This is a genomic window from Lelliottia sp. JS-SCA-14, assembly GCF_035593345.1.
In the GTDB taxonomy this organism is placed as follows: Bacteria; Pseudomonadota; Gammaproteobacteria; order Enterobacterales; family Enterobacteriaceae; genus Enterobacter; species Enterobacter wanjuensis.
Map to the genome: position 1 here is coordinate 458,481 of NZ_CP141606.1, position 21,358 is coordinate 479,838.

At 57.5% G+C, this 21,358-nt stretch carries 20 protein-coding genes and 1 rRNA gene; 4 read left to right on the plus strand and 17 right to left on the minus strand.

All coding sequences use genetic code 11. The annotated features are described in order from the left end of the window. Window positions 1-58 precede the first annotated feature (58 nt). The 15 genes from phnO to U9O48_RS02210 form a co-directional block, all read right to left on the minus strand. Window positions 59-493: an aminoalkylphosphonate N-acetyltransferase gene (phnO, locus tag U9O48_RS02140; RefSeq protein WP_324723425.1), complete on the minus strand. Its 435-nt coding sequence runs from the start codon at window positions 491-493 to the stop codon at window positions 59-61. After that, window positions 486-1,037: a ribose 1,5-bisphosphokinase gene (gene phnN, locus U9O48_RS02145; RefSeq protein ID WP_095280425.1), complete on the minus strand. Its 552-nt coding sequence runs from the start codon at window positions 1,035-1,037 to the stop codon at window positions 486-488. Before phnN ends, phnO begins: the two co-directional genes overlap by 8 nt. Further along, a complete protein-coding gene (phnM, locus tag U9O48_RS02150) occupies window positions 1,034-2,170 on the minus strand; it encodes an alpha-D-ribose 1-methylphosphonate 5-triphosphate diphosphatase (protein WP_285150136.1) in 1,137 nt (378 codons plus the stop codon). The genes phnN and phnM overlap by 4 nt, the downstream gene beginning before the upstream one ends. Then, window positions 2,167-2,847 carry a phosphonate C-P lyase system protein PhnL gene (phnL, locus tag U9O48_RS02155; RefSeq protein ID WP_285145623.1) on the minus strand — a complete coding sequence of 227 codons (681 nt, stop codon included), beginning with the start codon at window positions 2,845-2,847 and terminating at the stop codon, window positions 2,167-2,169. The genes phnM and phnL overlap by 4 nt, the downstream gene beginning before the upstream one ends. 183 nt (window positions 2,848-3,030) lie before the next feature. Further along, window positions 3,031-3,786 carry a phosphonate C-P lyase system protein PhnK gene (gene phnK, locus U9O48_RS02160; RefSeq protein WP_095280428.1) on the minus strand — a complete coding sequence of 252 codons (756 nt, stop codon included), beginning with the start codon at window positions 3,784-3,786 and terminating at the stop codon, window positions 3,031-3,033. Continuing rightward, entirely contained in the window at window positions 3,783-4,628 is an 846-nt protein-coding gene (gene phnJ, locus U9O48_RS02165) for an alpha-D-ribose 1-methylphosphonate 5-phosphate C-P-lyase PhnJ (RefSeq protein ID WP_285145624.1), read from the minus strand. Before phnJ ends, phnK begins: the two co-directional genes overlap by 4 nt. Next, a complete protein-coding gene (locus U9O48_RS02170; protein ID WP_324723426.1) occupies window positions 4,621-5,685 on the minus strand; it encodes a carbon-phosphorus lyase complex subunit PhnI in 1,065 nt (354 codons plus the stop codon). Before U9O48_RS02170 ends, phnJ begins: the two co-directional genes overlap by 8 nt. After that, window positions 5,685-6,269 carry a phosphonate C-P lyase system protein PhnH gene (gene phnH, locus U9O48_RS02175; RefSeq protein WP_324723427.1) on the minus strand — a complete coding sequence of 195 codons (585 nt, stop codon included), beginning with the start codon at window positions 6,267-6,269 and terminating at the stop codon, window positions 5,685-5,687. Before phnH ends, U9O48_RS02170 begins: the two co-directional genes overlap by 1 nt. Continuing rightward, window positions 6,266-6,718 (minus strand): phosphonate C-P lyase system protein PhnG, encoded by a 453-nt coding sequence (gene phnG, locus U9O48_RS02180; RefSeq protein WP_324723428.1) that lies wholly within the window; start codon window positions 6,716-6,718, stop codon window positions 6,266-6,268. Before phnG ends, phnH begins: the two co-directional genes overlap by 4 nt. Beyond that, complete coding sequence (gene phnF, locus U9O48_RS02185; protein WP_095280433.1) at window positions 6,719-7,444, minus strand: phosphonate metabolism transcriptional regulator PhnF; 726 nt, start codon at window positions 7,442-7,444, stop codon at window positions 6,719-6,721. It abuts the gene before it with no gap. 20 nt (window positions 7,445-7,464) lie between these two features. After that, window positions 7,465-8,244, minus strand: a complete 780-nt coding sequence (phnE, locus tag U9O48_RS02190; RefSeq protein ID WP_285150132.1) for a phosphonate ABC transporter, permease protein PhnE — start codon at window positions 8,242-8,244, stop codon at window positions 7,465-7,467. Between the two features lie 117 nt (window positions 8,245-8,361). After that, the gene (gene phnD / locus U9O48_RS02195; protein WP_285155454.1) at window positions 8,362-9,384 is read right to left on the minus strand and encodes a phosphonate ABC transporter substrate-binding protein; all 1,023 of its coding nucleotides are present in this window, start codon (window positions 9,382-9,384) and stop codon (window positions 8,362-8,364) included. A 23-nt stretch (window positions 9,385-9,407) separates the two neighbouring features. Further along, entirely contained in the window at window positions 9,408-10,196 is a 789-nt protein-coding gene (gene phnC, locus U9O48_RS02200) for a phosphonate ABC transporter ATP-binding protein (RefSeq protein WP_285145629.1), read from the minus strand. A gap of 132 nt (window positions 10,197-10,328) precedes the next feature. Beyond that, window positions 10,329-10,760: a VOC family metalloprotein YjdN gene (yjdN, locus tag U9O48_RS02205; protein ID WP_282494707.1), complete on the minus strand. Its 432-nt coding sequence runs from the start codon at window positions 10,758-10,760 to the stop codon at window positions 10,329-10,331. A 145-nt stretch (window positions 10,761-10,905) separates the two neighbouring features. Continuing rightward, complete coding sequence (locus U9O48_RS02210) at window positions 10,906-11,241, minus strand: zinc ribbon domain-containing protein YjdM (protein ID WP_095280439.1); 336 nt, start codon at window positions 11,239-11,241, stop codon at window positions 10,906-10,908. Window positions 11,242-11,842: 601 nt separating this feature from the next. Between U9O48_RS02210 and crfC the strand changes: the two genes are divergently transcribed. Both crfC and U9O48_RS02220 read left to right on the plus strand, forming a co-directional pair. After that, entirely contained in the window at window positions 11,843-14,197 is a 2,355-nt protein-coding gene (crfC, locus tag U9O48_RS02215; protein ID WP_282494706.1) for a clamp-binding protein CrfC, read from the plus strand. After that, complete coding sequence (locus tag U9O48_RS02220) at window positions 14,194-15,075, plus strand: diguanylate cyclase regulator RdcB family protein (protein ID WP_282494705.1); 882 nt, start codon at window positions 14,194-14,196, stop codon at window positions 15,073-15,075. The genes crfC and U9O48_RS02220 overlap by 4 nt, the downstream gene beginning before the upstream one ends. A gap of 37 nt (window positions 15,076-15,112) precedes the next feature. Here the strand turns inward: U9O48_RS02220 and kdgT are convergent, their stop codons facing one another. Beyond that, window positions 15,113-16,108, minus strand: coding sequence for a 2-keto-3-deoxygluconate transporter (gene kdgT, locus U9O48_RS02225; protein WP_285150130.1), 996 nt, complete (start codon window positions 16,106-16,108; stop codon window positions 15,113-15,115). A gap of 643 nt (window positions 16,109-16,751) precedes the next feature. Between kdgT and proP the strand changes: the two genes are divergently transcribed. Next, window positions 16,752-18,254: a glycine betaine/L-proline transporter ProP gene (gene proP / locus U9O48_RS02230; RefSeq protein WP_282494703.1), complete on the plus strand. Its 1,503-nt coding sequence runs from the start codon at window positions 16,752-16,754 to the stop codon at window positions 18,252-18,254. Window positions 18,255-18,288: 34 nt separating this feature from the next. On the opposite strand, the gene U9O48_RS02235 is transcribed toward proP, so the two are convergent. After that, window positions 18,289-19,242: a nickel/cobalt transporter gene (locus tag U9O48_RS02235; protein WP_324723429.1), complete on the minus strand. Its 954-nt coding sequence runs from the start codon at window positions 19,240-19,242 to the stop codon at window positions 18,289-18,291. A gap of 505 nt (window positions 19,243-19,747) precedes the next feature. Between U9O48_RS02235 and U9O48_RS02240 the strand changes: the two genes are divergently transcribed. Next, a 16S ribosomal RNA gene (locus U9O48_RS02240) occupies window positions 19,748-21,287 on the plus strand. The last annotated feature ends 71 nt before the right edge of the window (window positions 21,288-21,358 follow it).

The window sequence follows — 21,358 nt, forward strand, 5'->3', positions numbered from 1 at the left end:
TGCCGGTTCAGCAGGGTTTTGTAGGCCGGGTAAGGCGAAGCCGCCACCCGGCGTTGTTTTACAGCAACTTCGTAAACCGAAAATGGCTCTGAGCATACCCTTCACGCAGATAGAACCGGTGCGCGTCCACGCGCTTCACGCTGGTCGATAACTCCATCATCTCGGCACCGACACTTCGCGCCTTTGCTTCGGCCCAGGCCAGCAGCTGGCTGCCGACTTTCAGGCCACGAGCCTGCGGGAGCACCACCAGCTCCTGGATCTCGCCGATCCAGTTGGCGTGATGCAGGTGAAACTGCAAATGCAGGCCGATCATCCCGACGATCTGCCCGTCCAGCTCCGCAAGATGGTAGTGCATGTTGCGATCCTGCAGATTCAACAGGTACCCGGCGTGAAAGGCTTTCTGATCGAACTCCGCCTGTTTGAGTTCGCAGATCAGACCGTAAACGGCCTGTGCATCGTCCGGGGTGGCGGTACGCAGCTGGCAGTCAGGCATGTTGTTTCTCCTTCTGACGGATAAGCGATAACAAATTATCGACTGACTGTAGCAAACTTCCGTCGTTATTGAGCAGATGACAGTCCGACGGCGTATAGCGCGCGGCGCGCTCCAGGCGCTGGTCGATCTCCCGCGCGCTTTCCCGCCCGCGCTGCTGCAGGCGTTCACGCAGCACCTCCTGCGACACCTGCAAACAGACCGGCATCAGCGCCTGTTCATAGCGCGCACGGGCCTGTTGCAGGTGGGCCCGCGAGCCGTTGACCAGCACGTCGAAACCGGCGTGCAGCCAGAGGTCGATCTCAATGCCCACGCCGTAGTAAAAGCCGTTCGCGTGCCAGCTCAGCGCCAGTAAGTTCTGCCCTGCGCGAGTAAAAAACTCCGGCTCGCTCAGAGCGATATGGTTCTCGCTGCCCGCGTTCGCCGCCCGCGTGATGTAGCGATGCGCCACGAGTAATTGTGCGTGTTCCTGCTGGCGCAGCGCCGACAGCAGGCTGTCTTTTCCGGAGCCGGACGGCCCCATCAGCCAGATCAGTTTTCCCATCAGAACACCCGCTTTCCCTGACGCCAGACGTGATCGATATGGATGTGCTCGCCCTTGCGGTGTGCCAGAACGAGATCCGCCCGTTTGCCTTCGCCAATCACCCCGCGATCGCCGAGATTGAGCGCGTCAGCCGGGTTTTTGGTCACCAGGCGAATGGCCTGCGGCAGGGTAAAACTGTTGCCCGCATCGTCCGCCACGCGGAAGGCCGCATCCAGCAGGCTCGCCGGATAGTAATCGGAGGAGAGAATATCCAGCAGACCCAGCGCCGCCAGCTGGCTGGCCGCCACGTTGCCGGAGTGCGAGCCGCCGCGCACGATGTTCGGGGCGCCCATCAGGACGTTCATCCCGTGCTGGCGGGAGGCTTCTGCCGCCGCGAACGTGGTGGGAAATTCGGCGATCACGCTGCCAAGCTGGTGGGATTCATGCACGTGATCGTGAGTGGCGTCGTCATGGCTGGCGAGGGCAATATGGCGATCCCGGCACATCGCCGCAATCGCCAGGCGATTCGGCTGCGACCATTGGGCTGCCAGCGCCAGCTGTTCCTCTTCGTAGCGCGCCATTTCGTCGTCATTCAGGGAGTATTTGCCCTGATAATATTCGCGATACTTCTCGATGTTGGCGAACTGGCGCTGGCCCGGCGAGTGGTCCATGAGGGAAACCAGGGAGACCGGCTCGCGGCCCACCAGTTTTTCAAACAGCGGCAGGGTGGTGTGGTGCGGCAGTTCGCAGCGCAGATGCAGGCGATGCTCGGCGCGGTTCAGGCCGCGCTTTTGCGTCTCTTCCACCGCGTTAATCATCTTCTCGAGATTCTCCAGACGGTCGCCGCCGTCGCGCACGTCGCCAATTGCCACCGCGTCCAGCACCGTGGTGATGCCGCTGGCGACCATCAGCGCGTCGTGACTGCTCATCGCAGAGTGGGCCGGCCAGTCGACTTTCGGGCGCGGGGTGAAGAATTTATCCAGATTATCCGTGTGCAGCTCGATCAGCCCCGGCAGCAGCCAGCCGCCTTCGCCGTCCATCGCTTGTGGCGAGCGGCTCTGGGTTTCGGCGAAGGCGCGAATCACGCCGTCCTGAATTTCGATCGATCCGTCGATGACTTCATTTTCCAGCACCAGTTTGACGTTATTGATGATCATGACGGAACTCCCATCGCATGAAGACGATCGGCTACGCGATCGCGGACCGTGGCGTCGTGGAAGATCCCCACGATCGCGGCACCGCGCGCTTTGGCCTGTTCGATCAGCTCGACGACGGCGGCGCTGTTTTTGGCATCCAGCGAGGCGGTCGGTTCGTCGAGCAGTAAAATTGGGTAATCGACGATAAACCCGCGGGCGATGTTCACGCGCTGCTGTTCGCCGCCGGAAAAGGTCGAGGGGGCCAGATGCCACAGGTGTTCCGGGACGTTAAGGCGCGTCAGCAGGCGGGCGGCTTTGGCCGCGCACGCTTCGCGGGAGACGCCGAGATCCAGCAGGGGCTGCATGACGACGTCGAGGGCGGAGATCCGCGGGATCACCCGCAGGAACTGGCTGACCCAGCCGATCGTCGCGCGGCGCACTTCCAGCACTTTGCGCGCCGGGGCTTGGACCAGATCGACCCATTCGTCGCCGTGACAGATGTGAATGTGGCCCTGGTCGGGCAGATAGTTGGCGTACAGGGAGCGCAGCAGCGTCGATTTTCCGCTACCTGAGTGGCCGTGCAGCACCACGCATTCGCCCTTGTTGACCTCGAGAGAGGCGTTTTGCAGCACCGACAGGCGCACGCCGTTTTGCTGGTGGAGCACAAAAGTTTTACTCACGTTTTCTACGCGGATCATGTTGGCTTCCTGGTTCTTTTTGCCGGATGGCGGCTTCGCCTTATCCGGCCTACGGGTTTGGTGCGGTCTTTTTTGCCGGGTGGCGCTTCGCTTACCCGGCCTACGGGTTTGGTGCGATCATTTTTGCCGGGTGCGGTTTTCGTAGGTCGGGTAAGGCGAAGCCGCCACCCGACGCAAACCCACTCAATTCTGCAAAACGGACGACACCAGCAACTGGGTGTACGGATGGTGCGGATCGTCGAGCACACGGTCGGTTAATCCACTTTCCACCACCTGACCCTCTTTCATCACCATCAGGCGGTCCGCCAGCAGACGGGCGACGCCCAGATCGTGGGTGACAATCACCACCGCCAGATCCAGCTCCACCACCAGGCCGCGCAGCAGGTCGAGCAGTCGCGCCTGGACAGACACGTCCAGCCCGCCCGTCGGCTCATCCATAAACACCAGCTTCGGATGGGTGACGAGGTTGCGGGCGATCTGCAGACGCTGCTGCATCCCGCCGGAGAAGGTGGTGGGCAGGTCGTCGATGCGTGACGCCGGGATCTCCACGTCCTCCAGCCACTGCTGGGCGGTCGCGCGGATATTCCCGTAGTGCCGCGCCCCGGTTGCCATCAGCCGTTCGCCGATGTTCCCGCCCGCCGACACCTGGCGGCGCAGGCCGTCCATCGGATGCTGATGCACCACGCCCCACTCGGTGCGCAGCAGGCGGCGGCGCTCGGCTTCGCTCATGCCGTAGAGGGATTGATCCTGATACAGAATCTCTCCGTTCTGCGGCGTCAGGCGCGCGGAGATCGATTTGAGCAGAGTGGTTTTGCCGGAGCCGGACTCGCCGACGATCCCCAGCACTTCGCCAGGCCACAGCTCGAACGACACGTCGCTAAAGCCTTTGCCGGGCGCATACAAATGGGTCAGGTTGTTCACCGAAAGCAGCGGTTTCATTGGCCGTTTGCCTCGCTCTGTTGGCGGCAGAAATCGGTGTCGGAGCAGACAAACATGCGTTTGCCCGTATCGTCGAGCACCACTTCGTCGAGATAGCTGTGTTGGGACCCGCAGATGGCGCACGGCTCGTCCCACTCCTGCACCCTGAACGGGTGATCGTCGAAATCAAGGCTTTCGACGCGGGTGTAGGGCGGCACGGCGTAGATGCGTTTTTCGCGTCCGGCACCGAACAATTGCAGGGCGGGCATCATGTCCATCTTCGGGTTATCGAATTTCGGGATCGGCGAGGGGTCCATTACGTAGCGCCCGTTCACTTTCACCGGATAGGCGTAAGTAGTGGCGATATGGCCGAAGCGGGCGATATCTTCGTAGAGTTTCACCTGCATCACGCCATACTCTTCGAGGGCGTGCATGGTGCGGGTTTCGGTTTCGCGCGGCTCGATAAAGCGCAGCGGCTCGGGGATCGGCACCTGGAAAATCAGGATCTGATCTTCGGTCAGCGGCGTCTCCGGGATGCGGTGACGGGTCTGAATCAGGGTGGCGTCTTCCGTACGTTCGGTGGTGTTCACCCCGGTGACGCGTTTGAAGAAGTTACGAATCGACACGGCGTTGGTGGTGTCGTCCGCCCCCTGGTCGATGACTTTCAGCACGTCCGCTTCACCAATCACGCTGGCGGTGAGCTGGATCCCGCCGGTGCCCCAGCCGTAAGGCATCGGCATTTCGCGGCCGCCAAAGGGTACCTGATAGCCTGGGATCGCCACCGCTTTCAGGATGGCGCGGCGGATCATGCGTTTGGTTTGTTCGTCCAGATAGGCAAAGTTATACCCGCTGAGGTTAGCCATTTTTGCGCTCCCGTTGCAGACGTTTCAGCAGTTCCAGTTCTGCCTGGAAATCAACGTAATGCGGCAGTTTGAGGTGCGAGACAAAGCCCGCGGCTTCGACGTTATCCGCGTGGGCCAGCACGAACTCTTCGTCCTGTGCCGGGCCGGAAATCGTCTCGTCGTAGTCCGGGGCCTGTAGCGCGCGGTCGACCAGCGCCATCGCCATCGCCTTGCGCTCGCCCATGCCAAACACCAGGCCGTAGCCGCGGGTGAAGTGTGGGGCGTCGTTTTCGGGGGCCACGAAGCCGTTCACCATTTCGCATTCGGTCATCAGCAGTTCGCCGACGTTGACTGCAAATCCCAGCTCTTCCGGCACGATGTCGATCTCAACAAAACCGCTGCGGATTTCCGCGGCGAACGGGTGGTTGCGCCCGTAGCCGCGCTGGGTGGAGTAGGCCAGCGCCAGGAGATAGCCTTCGTCGCCGCGCATCAGCTGCTGCAGGCGCGAGGAGCGCGAGCAGGGATAGACCGGCGGGGTGCGGGTGACGTCGTCGGGCACGCTGCCCGTGTCCTCTTCGGCCTTCGCCAGCCCCTGATTCGCCAGCAGGCTAAAGACGTGGGGCGCGTTTTCCTGCGGCGCGTCGCTGGTGTTAAGGGACGGGGATTCGCCGTTCGCCAGCAGGGTGAAATCCAGCAGGCGATGGGTGTAGTCATAGGTCGGGCCGAGCAGCAGCCCGCCGGGAATATCTTTGTAGACCGCCGAAATTCGGCGTTCCAGGCGCATCTTCGCGCTCTCCAGCGGTTCGCTGACCGCCAGTTTGGCCAGCGTCGTGCGGTAGGCGCGCAGGAGGAAGATCGCTTCGACATTGTCACCGCTGGCCTGCTTCAGCGCCAGGGCGGCCAGTTCGCGGTCGGCGATCCCGCCTTCGGTCATCACGCGATCGACGGCCAGATTCAGCTGCTGTTCAATTTGCTCGACGCTCAGCTCGGGAAGCTGTTCATCGCCGCGTCTTCTGCGCTCTTGCAGCGCATGGGCGGCGGCTATCGCCTTTTCGCCCCCTTTGACGGCAACGTACATCAGCACACCTCGACATGTGTGGTTCGTGGGATAGCCAGCAGACGTTCGCCGCAGGTGAGGATCAGGTCGATACCCAGCGGGAACGGATGCGGACGTTCGGTCAGCTCGTGAATGATGCACTCCGGCAGCTGCGGGGCGACCATGCGCTCGTCGGCGATCCCGGCCCCGGTCAGGCGCAGCATGCGGCCACCGCTCAGGCTTGGGACCTGCAGAATCAGCGTGGCGCTGGTTTCCGGGGCGACGGCGCTGCCGGATGAGAGCGCGTTGAGCTGCTCGTGGCTGATTTGCTCGTCGGCGACGGCAAAGATGGCCTGCTGCGGCTGATCGACCAGCGGTGCGCTGGTGTGGAAACGCAGATTCTGGCTGGCAATGTCGTTCGCCATGCTGCCCGACAGCCAGACCGGCGTATCGGCGTCGGCCAGGGTCAGCAGCACGCTGGTGGTGGCGAGGTTCAGCGGCTGCCAGCCGTGGGTGAGCTGATGCAGCGAGACAATCACGCCCGGCTCGCTCATGGCTTTCAGCAGACGACGAAAACTGTGCTGGGCGTCCTGCACGGCAAGGGTGAAAGCAGGTTGAAGCGTCATGCGTTATCTCCGCGAACGAGCGTAAAGAAGTCGACCCGGCTGGTGTTCACTTCGGCCTGACGGGCGGCGATGCGCGCGGCACGGTCGGCTTCCAGCGGGGCAATTAAGGTTTCCATTAACGACTGAAAATGAGTCGGTTCCTGCAGCAGCGCGTCGACGACGGCGCACTGTTCGGCGTGCGGTTTGTCGCGCCCGAGCTGGTAGCTGTAGCCGAGCGTGCCGCTTTTGAGGCGGATCACCGCGCGGGTGAGGGTGGCGTCCCCGGCAAAAAAGCGCTCACCGGTGCCGCCCATCCGCGCCTGAATCTGGACCAGGCCAATCTCTGGCGCCCGGATGGTTTCGTATTCCGGACGGATGTTCAGCACGCGCAGGCGCTCACGCAGCGCGGCGGGCTGGCTGTGGGCGAGGACGCTCATCCAGCGCTGGCGGGTGGGAGTATCGAAATGCATTCAGTGCTCCATGGTGAATTCAATCATGTCGGCGCGGGTCAGGCTGACGGAGTATTCCGTCGCGTTGACGTCGCCGTCACGGTGGTTGAGGGTACGCACGCAGAGCAGCGGCGCCATGTTCGGGATCTCCAGCACTTTGCTCTCTTTAGCCTGCGCGCGGCGGGCGCTGATCCGCGTCTGGGTGCGTCTGAGGGCGATGCCGGTGGCGTCGAACAGGAAGTCATGCAGCGAGCCGCTGGAGAAATGTTGCAGCGTTGGCCAGAGGGCGAGGTCGGCGAAGTAGTGGTCGATCTGACAGACCGCCACGCCGTTGACGCGGCGTAACGTGCGCAGATGCACCACGTTGTCGCCCTCCTGAATCCCCAGCGCATCGGCGATGTGGCTCGACGCGGGGCGCAGCACCGAGAGCAGTTTTTCGCTGGTCGGGTGGCTGCCCTGATCGAGGAGGTTCTGGCTAAAACGCGCCTGCGAGTTGAGCGGGTAGTCGAAGGGGCGCATCAGAACCAGCACGCCGATGCCCTGGCGGCGCTGGACCCAGCCGCGTTCGACCAGCTGGTCGATAGCGCGACGCAGGGTGTGACGGTTGACTTCGTAGCGGTCGGCGAGCTGCTGTTCCGCGGGGAGGTAGTCGCCGCAGCGGTAGTGGGTGCGCAGCTCGACTTCGAGTTTCGCGGCGATCTCTTGCCAGCGGGTCGGGTAACTGGTTGGATGTCTGGATAAGTGCATAGAAATCAAAGCCTCGCTTCTCAGATGAAGTGCTTACGCAAACGTTGAGAGAGGAAATCCAGCAGGCTGACGGTGATGATGATGAGGACCATCAGGGCGCAGGTTTGCTGGAACTGGAAGCCGCGAATCGCTTCCCACAGGGTGACGCCGATGCCGCCTGCGCCGACCATGCCGACCACCGTCGCCGAGCGAACGTTGGATTCGAAACGGTAGAGGGAGTAGGAGATTAAAAGCGGCATCACCTGCGGCAGGACGCCGTAGAGAATCTCTTCGATTTTATTGGCACCCGTGGCGCGGATACCTTCCACCGGGCCGGGTTCAATGGCTTCGACCGCTTCGGACAGCAGCTTGGAGAGCACGCCGGTGGTGTGGATGAACAGGGCCATCACGCCTGCGAAGGGACCGAGGCCGACGGCGACCACGAACAGCATCGCGAAGACCATCTCGTTAATGGCGCGGCAGGCGTCCATCAGGCGGCGCATCGGCTGGTAGATCCACCAGGGGACGATGTTTTCGGCGCTCATCAGGCCAAACGGGATGGAGAGGATGACTGCCAGCGCGGTGCCCCAGACGGCGATTTGCATGGTGACCGCCATTTCGCTGAGGTAGTCACGCCACTGGCTGAAGTCCGGCGGGAAGAAGTCGGCGGCGAAGGTCGCCATGTTGCCGGAATCTTTGACCAGCATCAGCGGGTCCATTTCCGCACCTTTCCAGGAGACGACGAGCACCGCCAGCAGGATGGCCCAGCTGATCAGCGAGAACCAGCTGCGTTTCGGGGGTGGGACGGTGATGGTTTGCATGAATTCTCCGTTGGTTGTTGATCCCCTCTCCCTTGAGGGAGAGGGTTAGGGTGAGGGGGAAATGTGCGCGCTGATGCCCTCACCCCGGCCCTCTCCCAAAGGGAGAGGGAGAACAAATTACTGCACCGCTTTATTCACCGACGTCATCGCGGTAAGTGCGGCGGTCAGACGGTCAAGATCTTCCAGCTGCGCCTGAATCACTGACACTTTGCTGGTCTTCTCTTCGTCGTTCAGACCTTTGTTGTCCTTCACGCCCTGCATCTCTTTAAACAGCGCCAACTGGCGGATCGGCACCAGCTGCAGGTCGCTTGAGGCGCGGAACGGCGCCCAGCCGAGACGTTCGAGAACGGTTTTCTCTTCGGCGGTTTTGCCGTAGTTCATAAAGAAGTCGTAGATCTTGTCTTTGGTGCTTTCGGAGAGGTTTTTACGCCATACAATCGGGTCGCCCGGGATCAGCGGGGATTTCCAGATCACCTTCAGCGCTTTAAGCTTGTCCGGGGCGGAGGTTTTCAGCTTGTCGAGGTTTTCGGTGTTGTTGGTGGCAACGTCGACCTGTTTGTTGGCGACGGCCAGGGCGTTGGTTTCGTGGCCGGCGTTGACCGTGCGTTTAAACTCGCTGGTGGAGACGTTATTTTTCGCGAAGACGTAGTAGCCAGGGACGAGGTAACCGGAGGTGGAGTTCGGGTCGCCGTTGCCGAAGGTCAGATCTTTGCGTTTGGCGAGCATGTCGTTGAGGTTATTGATCGGGCTGTCTTTGTTGACGATCAGCACGCTCCAGTAACCCGGAGAACCGTCGGCGGCAACGGTCTGGGCGAAGACCTGGCCGTTAGCGCGATCGACCGCTTCCATTGCGGAGAGGTTGCCGTACCAGGCGATGTCGACTTTGTTAAAGCGCATCCCCTGGATGATGCCCGCGTAATCCGGGGCGAAGAAGGCGTTCACTTTGATGCCCAGTTTGGTTTCCATATCTTTCAGGAAGGGTTCCCACTGGGGTTTCAGGTTTTGCTGTGACTCTGTCGAAATAATGCCGAAATTCAGGGCTTTTTCCTGTTCCTGCTCCTGCGCATAGGCCGGGCTTAACAGGGTGCTGATGCTGAACATGCTGGTAAAGGCCAGCGCGGCAACGGCTTTGTAGCTCATGTCTATTCCTCAAGCGGGGTCGATTAAGCAGCCTGCGCGTTCTCTTCGACGCGGTTAATGCTGCGGTACAGGTGGTCAAATCTTTCGTTATCAAAGTGTTGGCTTGCGCCGTCGTAGAACACATGGCCCTGACGCAAGGCGACGATGCGCTCGCAGTAGCGCAGGGCGTAATCCACCTGATGCAGCGTGACTACGACGGTGATGCCGTCGTTCTGGTTAATGTCGCGCAGGGTTTCCATCACGATGCGAGCCGATTCCGGGTCCAGCGAGGCGATGGGTTCATCGGCGAGGATCACTTTGGCTTTTTGCATTAATGCCCGGGCGATGGCCACGCGCTGCTGCTGGCCGCCCGAGAGGGTGGAGACGCGCTGGTGGGCGAAATGGGCCATCCCGACGCGGGTCAGCGCCTGGAGCGCCTGCTGTTTTTGTGACGGCGAGAACCAGCGCAGGCAGGTGCGCCAGAACGGGGTGCTGCCGAGCGCGCCGATCAGGACGTTCTCCAGCACCGTCAGGCGGTTCACCAGGTTGAACTGCTGGAAGATGCAGCCCGTTTGCGCGCGGCTTTTACGGATATCGCCCGCCAGACGGCCCGAGCGCTGCACGGTGTTACCCAGCAGCTCGACGTGACTTTCTGGCGTTTTATCGCCGGTGATTAAGCCGCTGAGATGGCGCAGCAGAGTGGATTTTCCGGAACCGGAAGGCCCGAGCAGTGCCACCATTTCGCCCTGCTGGACGGTCAGATCAACGGCATGCAGAGCCTTGTTGTGGTGAAAGGTCTTGCTCAGTTTCTCGACGCGGATGACAGTTTGCATGTTCAGGCCTCACGATAAATGTGGCCTCATGCTGGCGGATCAATGTGACATTTAGGTTAAGTATTGGTTGCGGGAGTTTGAAGAGTTGAGGTGAATGGGATGACAGGCGGAGGGGACGCCTCCGCCAGAGGATTACTGCTGTTTGACGACGTTGATCATCCAGGGCACGCCATATTTATCGGTCACTTTGCCGAAACCGTGCGCCCAGAAGGTCTCCTGCCAGGCCATTTCGACATTGCCCCCTTCGGCGAGCTTATCGAACCAGCCTTTGCCTTCGGCCACGTCCTGGGTGTCGAGCACCAGCGTGAAGCCTGCGTACTGGGCTTTACCGCCGGGCACGCCGTCGCTCATCATGATTTCGCTCCCGGCGATATGAACGTTGGAGTGGGCAATCGCGGTGTCGGGGAATTGCATACCGGAAGGGCAGCCTTCTTCGCTGTTTCCGTCTTTGGGCATTTCGCCGTAGGTGATTTTATAGGTGACTTCTGCGCCGAGGGCGTGCTGGTAAAAGGCGGTGGCCTCAGCACAGTTTCCGGCGAAGGAGATGTAGGGACTTAACGGCATAATCATTACCTCAGGTAAGAGAAGCCCGTTAAGTGTAGTACGAAATTTGTACAATAATACGTAGGCCCGGTAAGCGTAGCGCCACCGGGCGCTTTGCCGGATGCGCTGCGCTTATCCGGCCTACAAAAGAACAAAGTCTTATTTATCAGTTCTTTTTAACGAACTCGGATTTGAGTTTCATTGGGCCAAAGCCGTCAATTTTGCAGTCAATATTATGATCGCCTTCGACCAGACGGATATTCTTCACTTTGGTGCCGATTTTCAGCATCGAAGAGGCGCCTTTGACCTTCAGGTCTTTTACCACGGTGACGCTATCGCCGTCGGCCAGCAGATTACCGTTGGCATCTTTCACAATCAGCGCATCGCTATCTTGTGATGGTTCGGCATCATTCCATTCATGGGCGCATTCAGGGCAGATGAACATCCCATTATCTTCGTAGGTGTATTCGGAATTACATTTTGGGCAGTGTGGCAGTGACATATTGGAGTCCTCAAAAAGTGCTAACGGGGCTGGAAAGCGCCAGCCAAAACACGGCAGTTTGCCGAAAAAGGCGTCAAGTATAGCGTAAGTCCCCACATTTGTCGGTGACATTCTTTTTTTGTAAATAGTGAAATTGCGTTTTCTGCAGTGACACTTTCTGTCAGTCACTTAAGCGATGCTAACTGCGTACTTAAGATTTAAACAACGCGACGAAATATATCGAATATTTTATTGCGCAAATTGCCAGGTACTGTCATTTCGGATAAGGTGAGGTGAGCAGTTGTTATTTATCAACGGCACCCGATTTTGCTAATCCTCCTTTGGCAAGCGGGAATTACCTCTCTTTTTGGGTGGGTAAATTACTTTGATATATCCTATAGCTACATAAAAAATGGTCTACGCTCATTATCTTTCGGCTACTTTTGCCGAGAGGAGTGTACGAGCGCTTTACGCTGCAACCGGAATATATTTTGGTTTCTCATCAGGCGCTTATATTCATTGAACATATTTTCCACGCGTGATCAAAAAAGCCGAAATTTCATTATTAAAACTATCCGGCTAAATAAAAGTAATAAATTTGCGTTAAGGAAAGGCTTTTATCATGCACACACAAACAATTTTTGAATTAAGCCAGGAAGCAGAGCGGCTTCTGCAACTTGCTTTGCAGAATCTGGATGCGTTGAAATCAATGCCGATTGCGGTGCTGGATAGCACCACCGCTGCCATGACCGGGGAGACAAATAATGTCCTGCCTCTGCATTTCAGCACCCGCGGGGTGGAAACGCAGCTTTCCATGCTCAATAACGAATTACGCAAAATTACCCGTCTGGAGATGGTGCTGGCGATCGTCGGGACCATGAAGGCCGGGAAATCGACCACCATCAATGCCATCGTCGGGACAGAGGTGCTGCCAAACCGTAACCGCCCGATGACCGCGCTGCCGACGCTGATCCGCCATACGCCGGGCCAGACCGAGCCGGTGCTGCATTTCGCCCACGTGTCGCCGATCGATACGCTGATCAAGCAGTTGCAGGAGAAATTGTGCAACCACGATCGCGGAAAGCTCACCCAGCGCCTCGAGATCGACAAAGACATGAACGCCCTGCTCGGGCGCATCGAGCAGGGTGAAGCCTTCGAAAAACACTACCTGGGCGCGCAGCCCATTTTCCAGTGCCTGAAAAATCTTAACGATCTGGTGCGTTTGTCCAAGGCGCTGGGCGTGGATTTCCCGTTCTCGGAATACGCGGCGATTGAGCATATCCCGGTGATTGAGGTGGAGTTTGTCCATCTGGCGGGGCTGGATTCCCATCTCGGCCAGCTGACGCTGCTCGACACCCCAGGGCCGAACGAGGCCGGGCAGCCGCATCTGCAGAAAATGCTCAGCGAGCAGCTGGCGCGCTCGTCGGCGGTGCTGGCGGTGATGGACTACACCCAACTGAAATCCATATCTGATGAAGAGGTGCGGCAGGCGATTTCGGCGATCGGGAAATCCGTACCGCTGTACGCCCTGGTGAATAAGTTCGATCAAAAAGATCGCAACAGCGATGACGAAGAGCAGGTGCGGGCGATGATCTCCGGCACGCTGATGAAAGGCAATATTTCGCCGGGGCAGATCTATCCGGTGTCGTCCATGTGGGCCTATCTGGCGAACCGCGCGCGCTACGAAATCACGACCCATGGCCGTTTGCCGAACCCACAGGAGCAGCGCTGGGTGCAGGATTTTGCCGAGGCGGCGTTAGGGCGTCGCTGGCGCACGGCGGATCTGGACGATGTGGAGCATATTCGCCACGCCGCCGATCTGCTGTGGGAAGATTCGCTTTTCGAGCAGCCGATCCGCAAACTGATCTACGCTGCTTACGCTAATGCGTCGCTCTACGCTCTGCGATCCGCCTCGCATAAGCTGCTGAACTACGCGCAAAACGCTCGCGAGTACCTCGATTTCCGCTACCAGGGGCTGACGGTGGCCTTTGAAGAGCTGGAAGTGAATATTGCCCGGCTCGAAGAGGATATGGCGCTGCTGCAGACGCGTCAGGATGTGGTCAGCGACGAAGTGGGGCATGAAGTTGAGCAGGCGCTGGATGCGGCTAACGCCTTTATTTCTCAGCAGAAAAACCAGATTCAGCAGGCGATTAGCCACATTTTCAATCGCGAAAATATTCTCGATTTAGCGGGCATTGAGCACATGAGCCTGCGAAACAGCTCCCCGGACGAGATGGGGCAACTGGTGCTGGACGACGAAGGGCAGGCGCAGATTGTGCTGAGCAAAATCCGCTCCTCCTGCGAGCTGATCATGCTGGATGCGCAGGGTAAAATCAGCCGCGAGTTGGCGCTGCGCTTCGATCAGCTTGAATCCACGCTGGCGCGTTCTCTGAATGAAGCGATGCGTCCGATTGAAAAACGCATCAAAGAGGAGTTGAGCCACGCCGGTTTCCGCGCGCGGATCAGCTTCCCGGCGTTCCAGGCGAGTCAGCTGAACTTCAATACGCGCGGCCTGTTTTCGGATGCCATTGCGTCGGAGAACCGTCCGGCGGGTGAAGTGTCGGGTTCCGGCAGCGTGCGGGAGACGGTGTCGCGCTGGCTGAATAATCCGGGCTGGGGTTTTGAAGATTACGTCGTGACGCGCACCCGGTATGTCATTGACGTCGCGCAGCTTCATGAGCGGTTTAAACAACATATTGATCAATTTTGTGAACAAATCGGTAAAGCTTTGGTGGCGCAGGTCGATGTCTCTGTTACGGCGGGCATGGCGACGTTTTTCGCAGAATTCTCTTTATGTCTGACCGGGTTACAGGAAAGCTTGCGTGATAGCCTCGCAGTGCGCCAGCAAAACGAGCACTCCACAAGGGCGCTCAGCCAGCTGTTGCAGCAAAGTATTACTACTGCGACGTGGATTCAGGAAGATACCCGACTGTTACGCGATGATATTCAAACCTTATTCGCGGCTGAGCAACTATGACAACACAACTACTGGACGGTCCCGGGCGGACGCTGGAGTGTATTCATCCGAAGTTTATGGTCGATCTGGTACAAGGGGTGGACGCGGTGCGTCTTCCCCCGCTCGTACCTCAGCAGCAGCAATTTCGTGAGCGTTTAACTCAGGAGATCATGACCCAGACGAAGCTTCGTCCCTGGGCGATGACGGGAATGTTCAGCGAAAATGCTGCCCTGCGGCTGGGGCTGGCGGAAAAACTGGCGGGGATGTTTGATCCCGGCCATCTGGCGTTAACGCGGATGACGGATAAGTTGACCTCACTGCGACAGCAAACCTCCCGCCTGGGGCAACAGTCTCCGGGCCTGATGCAGCAGTACGACGATCTCTCCTCCCACTTTTCCCAGCGTGCGGCTTATAAAGAAAAAGCGTTATCCCAGCGTGGGTTAACGGTGCAGGCGGGCGAACACAGCGAGCAAATTTTTACCCACTGGCGGGCCGGGCAGTACGACGGCTGGTCGCTGGCGGGGCGCTGTTATATCGCGCTGGAAGAGCTGCGCTGGGGGGCATTTGGCGATGCCTGCCGCCTGGCGAACGATGATGTTGCCGCGATGCTGAAGGATAATTTGCGCAGCCTGGCGGCAAATTATCTGGCGCAGGGGATTAACGCCTCTCCGGCGACCCGCCACTTCTATCAGCAATGGCTCGCCACGCCGATGTCATCGGGGTTGATGGATCATAAAGATATGCTGGGCTGGCTGGGCGACTGGTGTCATCCGGAGCGTCATCCGGTGAGCTGGTCCGTGACGCAGAGCTGGCAGACCGTGGCGCTGGGGATGCCGAGACTCTGTTCGGCGAAACGGCTTGCGGATGCGATGGTGGGCGAGGTGTTTGGCGAGGCGTAAACCAAAACCCTCTCCGCGGAGAGGGCATGTCACAATCTTAATGATGTAAGGATTCAACCGGCTGTGGCTCAGTTTCCGTCTGCGAAAGCGTGCCGTAGCGTTTGGAATACAGCGCCGTAATGATCGGCACCACAATCGCGGTCACAATCACCGCTGCGGCGACCAGCGCGGTGGCCGAGGCAGCGACCGGTTCGAAGGCCGGGTTAATCTGCGCGATAATCACCGGGTTCGCCACGGCTGCTCCTGCTGCGGATGATGCGGCGACACCTGCGGTCCCATTCCCTCCCCCAATCACGCGGTCCGCGATAATCAGTGGAATACCGGTGATGACGATAACCGCGATGCCGAGGGCGATGCCCAGCAGGCCGGTGTCCATAATCACGCCCAGGTTAATGGTATTGCCCAGCGCGAAGCCAAAGAACGGAATCAGCACCGGTGTGGCTTTGCTGAAGAAATCGCGCAGGTCGGTGTCGAGGTTACCCAGGGCGAAACCGATCAGGAACGGCAGGATCGCGCCCACAAAGTGGTGCGGTTCGAAGGTGGCCAGACCGGCAGAGCCGAGGATCAGCATGGTCATCAGCGGGCCGGATTCCAGCGACATCAGTACGAATGCGCCTGACTCTTCTTTGGTGCCGTACTGGTTCATCAGGCTGGCGTACAGACCGCCGTTGGTCATATCCATCGCGGAAACAATCGCCAGAACGGATAATCCGGCGAAGAATCCGGTCTGAATTCCGTTCTCAGGAATAAACATGGCGCAGACCATCGCGGCTACCCAGGCAACGGCAATTTTGGTGATCACCAGCGTGCCGGATTTGCGCAGAACGGTGCCCGTTGCCCGTAAATTAATTGACGCGCCAATACAGAAAAACCACACCGCGAGAATCGGCACGGTGCCGGTAATCATTCCTTTTGTGAACCCACCGAAATAAGCACCGGTATTCGGTGCCAGCGTATTTAGAATTGCGCCAAGTACCAGAGGGACCAGCATCATCCCGCCAGGGATGCGTTCAATCGTGGCTTTGATCTTCATGATAAATCCTCACATCTTATCTCGCGTTTCTGGCAGACAAGTCAGGTAAAAACAATGTTTACATTCAGTAAGTTAAATGCCTGGTGTTTCGTCTGGTTATGCACAGGCCGCAATCCGTTTACGCGTTTAAACGGTGGGTGAGTAGCATCCTCGGCGGCGTGTTCGGGCTTATCATGCGATCATTGGAATTGCGATTCAATCAAAATGAAACATGGTTTTAGTTATCTCGATCACATATTTAAGTAAACAGCGAAACGGAGCGCTTGTAATTAAAAAGCTGTGAATTGGATGTGAATGAATGTGAGTGATTTTCTGCCGTTGCAGGAAAAATAATAACCTGCGTAATAATTATCTTAAGTCTGATAAATCATCATTATGAAGAGAGGGTGTTTTACGTTTTCTGACAACTTCTGACGTCATACGTAAATTTTTGTGAAGTTGATCACTAATTTAAACGCTGGTAGGGTAAAGAGGTCATTAACTGCCCAGACAGGCGTCAACAGGTTCGGTTGTATCGACGAGAAACGTCAATGTAAGTAAACCTGCTACGCTTGAAGAAGAAGATTCGCATGAGGCGAATCTCAGGTTCACAGACCGCAAGAATATCTGTGGTATGGACAGGGCTGAGTCTACGAGGATAGCAATGCTTAAAAGGAAAAAAGTAAAACCCATTACATTGGGTGACGTCACCATCATTGATGACGGTAAACTGCGCAAGGCCATTACCGCTGCTTCGCTGGGTAACGCGATGGAGTGGTTTGACTTTGGTGTTTATGGCTTCGTTGCCTACGCATTAGGTAAAGTGTTCTTCCCCGGTGCCGATCCCAGCCTGCAGATGATTGCAGCGCTAGGTACCTTCTCCGTACCCTTCCTGATCCGCCCGCTCGGTGGGCTGTTCTTCGGGATGCTGGGCGATAAATACGGTCGCCAGAAAATTCTCGCCATTACCATCGTGATTATGTCGATAAGTACCTTCTGTATCGGCCTGATCCCGTCCTACGCCACCATTGGCATCTGGGCACCTATCCTGCTGCTGCTGTGTAAAATGGCGCAGGGCTTCTCGGTCGGCGGTGAGTACACGGGCGCATCGATTTTCGTCGCGGAATACTCCCCGGACCGTAAACGTGGCTTTATGGGAAGCTGGCTGGACTTTGGCTCGATTGCCGGGTTTGTGCTGGGTGCGGGCGTGGTGGTGTTGATCTCCACCGTCGTCGGTGAAGCGAACTTCCTCGAGTGGGGCTGGCGTATTCCATTCTTCCTGGCGCTGCCGCTGGGTATTATCGGCCTGTATCTGCGTCACGCATTAGAAGAGACCCCGGCGTTCCAGCAGCACGTTGAGAAGCTGGAGCAGGGCGACCGCGAAGGCTTGCAGGAAGGACCGAAAGTGTCGTTCCGTGAGATTGCAACCAAGCACTGGCGTAGCCTGCTGACCTGTATCGGTCTGGTGATTTCAACCAACGTGACTTACTACATGTTGCTCACCTATATGCCGAGCTACCTGTCGCATAACCTGCACTATTCTGAAGATCACGGCGTGCTGATTATCATCGCTATCATGGTCGGTATGCTATTTGTGCAGCCGATTATGGGTCTGATGAGTGACCGCTTTGGTCGTCGTCCGTTCATTATCCTGGGTAGCGTCGCGCTGTTCGCTCTGGCGATCCCGGCCTTTATCCTGATTAACAGTAATGTACTGGGCCTGATTTTTGCCGGTCTGCTGATGCTCGCGGTGATCCTCAACTGCTTTATCGGGGTGATGGCGTCCACGCTTCCGGCGATGTTCCCGACGCACATTCGTTACAGTGCGCTGGCGGCGGCATTTAATATCTCGGTCCTGATTGCCGGTCTGACGCCAACGCTGGCGGCCTCGTTGGTCGAAAGCACTCAGAACCTGATGATGCCTGCTTACTATCTGATGGTTATCGCGGTGATCGGTCTGGTGACCGGCCTGACGATGAAAGAGACCGCCAACCGTCCTCTGAAAGGGGCGACGCCAGCGGCATCGGATATTCAGGAAGCGAAAGAGATCCTGCGCGAGCACTACGATAATGTTGAACAGAAGATTGAAGACATTGATGTAGAGATAGAAGAGCTACAGAAGAAACGTTCTCGCCTGGTGGATCAGCATCCACGGATTAACGAGTAACACACGAAAAACCCGCCGCTGGCGGGTTTTTTCATTAACAGCCTGCGGCAATGAAATCGCCGTTGGCGCTGATCGGGATGACCGTTAAGAACAGCACGGTCGCGAACAGGATCAACACAATCCCTCCGGCGATTTTTGCCACCGGCACCAGCCAGCTCAGATTTGACCCGCCGCCGAAGAATGCGACTGTGCGTTCACGGGCATAACTTACTGCCAGTGAGAGTCCCATGATCGACAGCGCTGTCCCGAGTGACATGGTCATCACTGCCGCAATCCCCCAGGTCACAATCCCCAGCGCATTTGAAAACATCAGGATCATGATCGCCCCGCTGCACGGGCGCGCGCCGATGGCCAGGATCACGCCCAGTCGTGTTTTCCAGTCGCCAGCGGTTAAATCTGCGCCGACACCGTGATGACCGCAGCCGCAGTCTTCATTATGTTGATGAAGAGGCTTCAGAGCGTGAACCGTCATTCTGCGCGGACGCAGGCTTCTCAGCGCCTGATAAATCACGAACGCGCCGAATGCGCCGATCAGGACGGCGCTAACCTTCTCTACGTACCAGCGGCTGGCGCTGAGATCGCCCGACGCGAGATTAAATCCCACGGCCAATATAAAGACGAAGAGAATGGCGCTCACGCCCTGCATCAGGCTACCGAGAAAGGGCACCACGCGCGCGGCGAGCTGGCTTTCTTTATTAGTAGAAAGATAAGTGGTGACGATGAATTTACCGTGACCCGGCCCAATCGCGTGAAGCACACCATAGAAGAACGCGCCCGTCAGCAGCCACAGCCCTCCGGTGTACTGATGGTTGTTGAGCTGCAGAAGGTACATCACCAGATAGCGGTGCAGGGTGATTTGCGTGGCGAGGCACCACTGAATAAACGCGTTCCAGTGGGCGTGCAGCGTAAAGGCTGCCAGCAGAATCGCCAGCGCCATCAGCCCGGCAGTGGGGAGACGCCAGTCACGTGCGAGACGTTGTGTGGTCATGGTATGGCCTGCGGGATGGAATTTTTGGCAAGTATAGCGTTTCTGACGGCGACAGGAATTGAAGATGAAGGTGCTGTGCGGTGGGAATTCCGCCTCGATTGTGGATAAGTCTGTGTGCAAACAGGTATAAGGCGGGGTTTTGCTGTGGAATGCAGCAGTCAGTCATTTTTCTGTCATTTAGCGGTTGCGGCCTGACGAGAACTCCCTATAATGCGCCTCCATCGACACGGCAGATGTGAATCACTTCACACTAACCACCGGGTCGGTTGAAGAGAAAAAATCCTGAAATTCAGGGTTGACTCTGAAAGAGGAAAGCGTAATATACGCCACCTCGCAACGGTGAGCGAAAGCCGCGTTGCACTGCTCTTTAACAATTTATCAGACAATCTGTGTGGGCACTCAAAGTGACATGGATTCTAACGTCGCAAGACGCTAAATGAATACCAAAGTCTCTGAGTGAACATACGTAATTCATTACGAAGTTTAATTCACGAGCATCAAACTTAAATTGAAGAGTTTGATCATGGCTCAGATTGAACGCTGGCGGCAGGCCTAACACATGCAAGTCGAGCGGTAGCACAGAGAGCTTGCTCTCGGGTGACGAGCGGCGGACGGGTGAGTAATGTCTGGGAAACTGCCTGATGGAGGGGGATAACTACTGGAAACGGTAGCTAATACCGCATAACGTCGCAAGACCAAAGAGGGGGACCTTCGGGCCTCTTGCCATCAGATGTGCCCAGATGGGATTAGCTAGTAGGTGGGGTAATGGCTCACCTAGGCGACGATCCCTAGCTGGTCTGAGAGGATGACCAGCCACACTGGAACTGAGACACGGTCCAGACTCCTACGGGAGGCAGCAGTGGGGAATATTGCACAATGGGCGCAAGCCTGATGCAGCCATGCCGCGTGTATGAAGAAGGCCTTCGGGTTGTAAAGTACTTTCAGCGAGGAGGAAGGCATTGTGGTTAATAACCACAGTGATTGACGTTACTCGCAGAAGAAGCACCGGCTAACTCCGTGCCAGCAGCCGCGGTAATACGGAGGGTGCAAGCGTTAATCGGAATTACTGGGCGTAAAGCGCACGCAGGCGGTCTGTCAAGTCGGATGTGAAATCCCCGGGCTCAACCTGGGAACTGCATTCGAAACTGGCAGGCTAGAGTCTTGTAGAGGGGGGTAGAATTCCAGGTGTAGCGGTGAAATGCGTAGAGATCTGGAGGAATACCGGTGGCGAAGGCGGCCCCCTGGACAAAGACTGACGCTCAGGTGCGAAAGCGTGGGGAGCAAACAGGATTAGATACCCTGGTAGTCCACGCCGTAAACGATGTCGACTTGGAGGTTGTTCCCTTGAGGAGTGGCTTCCGGAGCTAACGCGTTAAGTCGACCGCCTGGGGAGTACGGCCGCAAGGTTAAAACTCAAATGAATTGACGGGGGCCCGCACAAGCGGTGGAGCATGTGGTTTAATTCGATGCAACGCGAAGAACCTTACCTACTCTTGACATCCACGGAATTTAGCAGAGATGCTTTAGTGCCTTCGGGAACCGTGAGACAGGTGCTGCATGGCTGTCGTCAGCTCGTGTTGTGAAATGTTGGGTTAAGTCCCGCAACGAGCGCAACCCTTATCCTTTGTTGCCAGCGGTTCGGCCGGGAACTCAAAGGAGACTGCCAGTGATAAACTGGAGGAAGGTGGGGATGACGTCAAGTCATCATGGCCCTTACGAGTAGGGCTACACACGTGCTACAATGGCGCATACAAAGAGAAGCGACCTCGCGAGAGCAAGCGGACCTCATAAAGTGCGTCGTAGTCCGGATTGGAGTCTGCAACTCGACTCCATGAAGTCGGAATCGCTAGTAATCGTAGATCAGAATGCTACGGTGAATACGTTCCCGGGCCTTGTACACACCGCCCGTCACACCATGGGAGTGGGTTGCAAAAGAAGTAGGTAGCTTAACCTTCGGGAGGGCGCTTACCACTTTGTGATTCATGACTGGGGTGAAGTCGTAACAAGGTAACCGTAGGGGAACCTGCGGTTGGATCACCTCCTTACCTGAAAGAACCTGCCTTTGTAGTGTCCACACAGATTGTCTGATGAATGATGAACTTCTGAATGTACTTTC